Source organism: Mesorhizobium sp. M7A.F.Ca.AU.002.02.1.1, assembly GCF_003998535.1.
Lineage (GTDB): Bacteria > Pseudomonadota > Alphaproteobacteria > Rhizobiales > Rhizobiaceae > Mesorhizobium > Mesorhizobium ciceri.
The window spans coordinates 1-3421 of record NZ_RZPB01000653.1 but is presented as its reverse complement, the minus strand read 5'-3'; the positions used below and the strand labels follow the sequence as shown (position 1 = coordinate 3421).

3 protein-coding genes and 1 tRNA gene are annotated in these 3421 nt (G+C 63.3%); 3 read left to right on the top strand and 1 reads right to left on the bottom strand.

Features of this window, described 5'->3' with window-relative positions; all coding sequences use genetic code 11:
* On the bottom strand, positions 1 to 1235 hold a 1235-nt coding region (locus tag EN879_RS28755), incomplete at its 3' end, for an amidohydrolase family protein (protein WP_164774633.1).
* 147 nt (positions 1236 to 1382) lie between these two features.
* Here EN879_RS28755 and EN879_RS28750 point away from each other — a divergent pair.
* The 3 genes from EN879_RS28750 (at position 1383) to EN879_RS28740 (ending at position 3365) form a co-directional block, all read left to right on the top strand.
* Entirely contained in the window at positions 1383 to 2234 is an 852-nt protein-coding gene (locus tag EN879_RS28750; RefSeq protein WP_063168107.1) for an alpha/beta fold hydrolase, read from the top strand.
* Positions 2235 to 2328: 94 nt separating this feature from the next.
* Positions 2329 to 2994 (top strand): outer membrane protein, encoded by a 666-nt coding sequence (locus EN879_RS28745; protein ID WP_027160415.1) that lies wholly within the window; start codon positions 2329 to 2331, stop codon positions 2992 to 2994.
* Positions 2995 to 3279: 285 nt separating this feature from the next.
* Positions 3280 to 3365: transfer RNA gene (locus EN879_RS28740), tRNA-Leu, on the top strand.
* The last annotated feature ends 56 nt before the right edge of the window (positions 3366 to 3421 follow it).

The following is a 3421-nucleotide window of genomic DNA, read 5'->3' as shown; positions in this document are numbered from 1 at the left end:
CCCTTGGGGGCGGCGATATCGAAGTCGTCGCCCTTCAACTTCTTGCCGAGCTTGACGGTGTTCTTCGCCGTCCGGGGGTAATCATAGGCCGGAATGTCGATTTCGAGCTTGCCGCCCTTGGCCACCCTGACGCCGCGTGCATAGACCTCGTCGATGGTCATTGCGGCGAGATCCGAGACGATCAGCAGGTCGGCCAGCCGGCCCGGCGCGATCGAGCCGATCTCGCGCTCCAGTTTGAAATGCTGGGCGGTATTGAGCGTCGCCATCTGGATCGCCGTCACCGGCTTCAATCCCTGTTGGATGGCGTGGCGCACCACGCGGTCCATATGGCCCTCTTGGACCAGCGTGCCGGAATGGCTGTCGTCGGTGCACAGGATGAAGTTGCGCGGGTCGATTCCGCCCTCCGTCACCGCCTTGATCTGCGAGGCGACGTCGTACCAGGCCGAGCCCAGCCGCAGCATCGCCTTCATGCCCTGGCGCACGCGGGCGATAGCGTCCTCGGCGCGCGTGCCCTCATGGTCGTCCTCGGGGCCGCCGGCGACGTAGCCGTGGAACGGCAGGCCGAGATCGCGCGAGGCATAGTGGCCGCCGACCGTCTTGCCCGCCTTGACCGTCGCCGCGATCTCGCCCGACATGACCGGATCATTGGCGACGACGCCGGGGAAATTCATCACTTCGCCCAGGCCGATAATGTTCTCCCAGGTCATCGCTTCCGCGACATCGGCGACCGTCAGCTCGGCGCCGGCATGTTCCAGCCCCGGCGCCGAAGGCACGCAGGACGGCATCTGGACATGCACGTTGATGGGCATGGCGACCGCTTCGTCATGCATCAGCCGCACGCCGGGCAGACCCAGAACATTGGCGATCTCGTGCGGGTCGATGAACATCGAGGTGGTGCCGTGCGGAATGACGGCCCGGCAGAACTCGGTCACCGTCACCATGCCGCTCTCGACATGCATATGCGCGTCGCAGAGGCCGGGCACCAGATAACGCCCGCCGGCATCGACCACCTTGGTGCCCTGGCCGATTGCATGGCTGGCATTGGGCCCGCAATAGGCAAAGCGCCCGCCGGCAATGGCGATGTCGGTGCCGGCGATGATCTCGCCCGAATGAACGTTCACCCAGCGGCCGTTGCGCACGACCAGGTCAGCGGGTTTGCGCCCCACGGCGACATCGACCAGATGTGTCGCCATCTCGGTCCACGGTCTGGGTTTTGCGGGCGTTGCTTTCGTCATTGGCGATTCCTCGGTTGCCGCCAGTCTCGCAAATGTCGGCGGGCGCCGCCAGAGCCGTCGGTCCGACATACCGCGTCAGGGCGAGCTTGTTGACTAATCCGGCTGGAAGGCGATGCTGACCGCGAACCGAACCATATGAGGGAAGACATGACCCGTTTTTGGAAAGCGTTCGCCATCGTTATCTTGTTCGCAGCGTCGACCACTTCTGCCGTGGCCGAGGAGCGTTGGCAGACCTTGCCGGAACCAGCGGCCATGCCCAAACCCGATCAGAGCGGATACGCGCCGGTGAACGGCATCCAGATGTACTACGCCGTTTTCGGCGCGGGCGATCCGGTGCTGCTCATCCATGGCGGCCTCGGCCACGGCGACATCTGGGCCAGCCAGGTGGCCACGCTTTCCAAGACGCACAAGGTAATCGTCGCCGACAGCCGTGGCCACGGCCGCTCCACCCGCACCGAGCAGCCCTATGGCTACGACTTGATGGCATCGGACTATCTGGCGCTGCTCGACCACCTGAAGATCGACAAGACCGCGCTTGTCGGCTGGAGCGATGGCGGCATCATCGGTATCGACATCGCACTGCATCATCCGGAGCGGCTGACAAGGCTGTTCGCGCAAGCCGCCAACGTAACCACCGACGGCCTTGATCCGGGCGTGATGACCAACAAGACCTTTGCCGCCTACATCGACCGCTCCGGCCGCGACTACAAGAAGATGTCGAAAACACCGGACCAGTATGACGCCTTCGTGGCGCAGATGAGCCACATGTGGGAGAGCGAGCCGGCGTGGAGCAAGGAACAGCTTGCCGAGATAACCACGCCGACGGCGATCGTTGCCGGCGACCACGATGAGGCGATCAAGCGCGAACACACCGACTATATCGCCTCCGCCATCCCAGGTGCGAAGCTGATCATCCTGCCCAACGCCAGTCATTTCGCCATGCTGCAAGCGCCGGATGAATATAGCCAGGCTGTGCTGGACTTCATCGATGCCAAATAGAGGATTCTGTACGGCGACAGGGGGATTGCGATTGCGGCGAATGCGGTTATCCTTCTGACGAGGATCTTTCTGAACCGTCATTTCGGGGAGTTCGATGCGTCGATTGATGGTCGCTAGTGCCGGTTTCCTTGCCGTTCTGGCCGTGCCGGCTTTTGCAGCCGACCCGGCGGTCGACGTGCCGATGACCGCGCCCGGATTCGACTGGACGGGCTATTACGCTGGTCTGCAGGCCGGCTATGGCTGGGGCCAATCCGATGTATCGGTGACAGAAGGTGCGCCATTTTCCATCGCGCCCGACATTGACGGCGGTTTTGTCGGCGGCCACGTCGCCGGCCTGTGGCAATTCGACCAGGCGGTGCTCGGCGCCGAGGCGGACCTCAACTATTCCTCGGTCGGCGGCACGACGGTATCGGCGCTGGGAAGCACATTCGGCACCGACATCAAGTGGTTCGGGTCGGTCAACGCCAAGGCGGGTTACGCCATGGACCGCCTGCTGGTCTACGGCATTGGCGGCGTCGCCTTTGCCGGCATCGAAACATCGCAAGTCGCGGGTCCGGCGTTCGACAGCACGCGCACGAATGTCGGCTGGACCGTGGGTGCCGGCGTCGACTACGCGCTGACCGACAAGTTCGTCGTCGGCGCGCAGTATCGCTACTATGATTTCGGCTCCGAGCACTACGAGGTGGCAGAACCCTTTAACGATCGCGATCAGAACGTGAAGCTGAATACGGTCGGGATCAATTTGAGCTACAAGTTCTGACCAGGCCCACAATCGCGACGCTGCCGGCCCAGGCGACCACTTGAGGGGCTCTCTTCATGGAAGGGTGGCCGACGCTCCCAGTGGGCGGGGGGAATGGGTTGGGCCTGAGAGGCGCCGGCCTTGGCGGATCAAATCCACCACACAGGCATCCTACCACTACCCGCCGCGCCGATAATTCCGTGAGCGCGCCAGTATCATCAAGCCGCCCGGTCTGTTTGCGCGTTCGGCGAACGCTCAACAACACGACTTGACGGCCTGTGTCTGGCGTCTGAAAAGGGCTGGCCTGCGGACGTGGCGGAATTGGTAGACGCAAGGGACTTAAAATCCCTCGATCTCTGATCGTACGGGTTCGATTCCCGTCGTCCGCACCACCCTTCGCTCTTCGAGCTTCGGGTGGCAGGCCACCTGAAGCTCGGCAGGTTCGTAC

What these genes read in the sequence shown, in the direction of transcription:
- EN879_RS28750 (WP_063168107.1), top strand. Translation starts at nt 1,383, where the DNA reads ATGACCCGTTTTTGGAAAGCGTTCGCCATCGTTATCTTGTTCGCAGCG.
- EN879_RS28745 (WP_027160415.1), top strand. Translation starts at nt 2,329, where the DNA reads ATGCGTCGATTGATGGTCGCTAGTGCCGGTTTCCTTGCCGTTCTGGCC.